Annotated in this window: 1 protein-coding gene and 1 pseudogene; both read right to left on the bottom strand. The window is 59.6% G+C overall.

What is annotated here, in order from left to right:
- Positions 1-235: hypothetical protein (locus VE26_RS18295; protein WP_046103230.1), on the bottom strand; the 235-nt coding region annotated here is incomplete at its 3' end.
- A 20-nt stretch (positions 236-255) separates the two neighbouring features.
- Positions 256-569, bottom strand: a pseudogene (locus VE26_RS17870) (hypothetical protein); the annotation flags it as partial.

Consider the following 569-nt stretch of genomic DNA (forward strand, 5'->3'; position numbering starts at 1 on the left):
CTGCGGCAAGGCGCATCTGGTAGTCTATACGCTCCTCCATTTCGTTGGCCAGTTCCTTAAGAGCAAAGCCTTCTGCGTCTTCCCCCCTTTCGCCATGGCGCCTCCCTATGCCCTGAACCTCTTCACGTGTCGTCTTTAGGCCATCACCGAGATCGGCCGCTCCCCGTCTCGCCCGCTCCGCCATCTTCTCCCGCTCGCCTACTACCTCGTCTTCCTCATCGACACGCGGGCTCATCTCTCTGTCATTACGCCCACCTAATTCCTCGACCTCCCCTCTCCCCATTCCCCTCCCCCCTCTTCCTCCCTCCCTCCCCCTCCCTCCTCTCCCTCCCCTCCTCCCCGCTCACCCTCGCCTCCTTTCCCTTCTCCTTTCCGCTCATCTCTCCTGCTCTTCGCTCTCTCTTCTTGTCTCTCTCTTCCCTCTTCTCCCTGTCCTTCTCTCACTTCCCAATTTCTGCGCTTCCTGCCCCCCCTGTCTCTTTCTTTCCTCCTCCTCCAGGCCTTTTCCCTTCTCCCCTTCCTCTTTTCCTTTCCCTCGTCCCTTTTTCTCTCCCCTCCCCTCCTCTCTC

Origin of the sequence: Devosia chinhatensis (genome assembly GCF_000969445.1) — a bacterium.
GTDB lineage: Bacteria > Pseudomonadota > Alphaproteobacteria > Rhizobiales > Devosiaceae > Devosia > Devosia chinhatensis.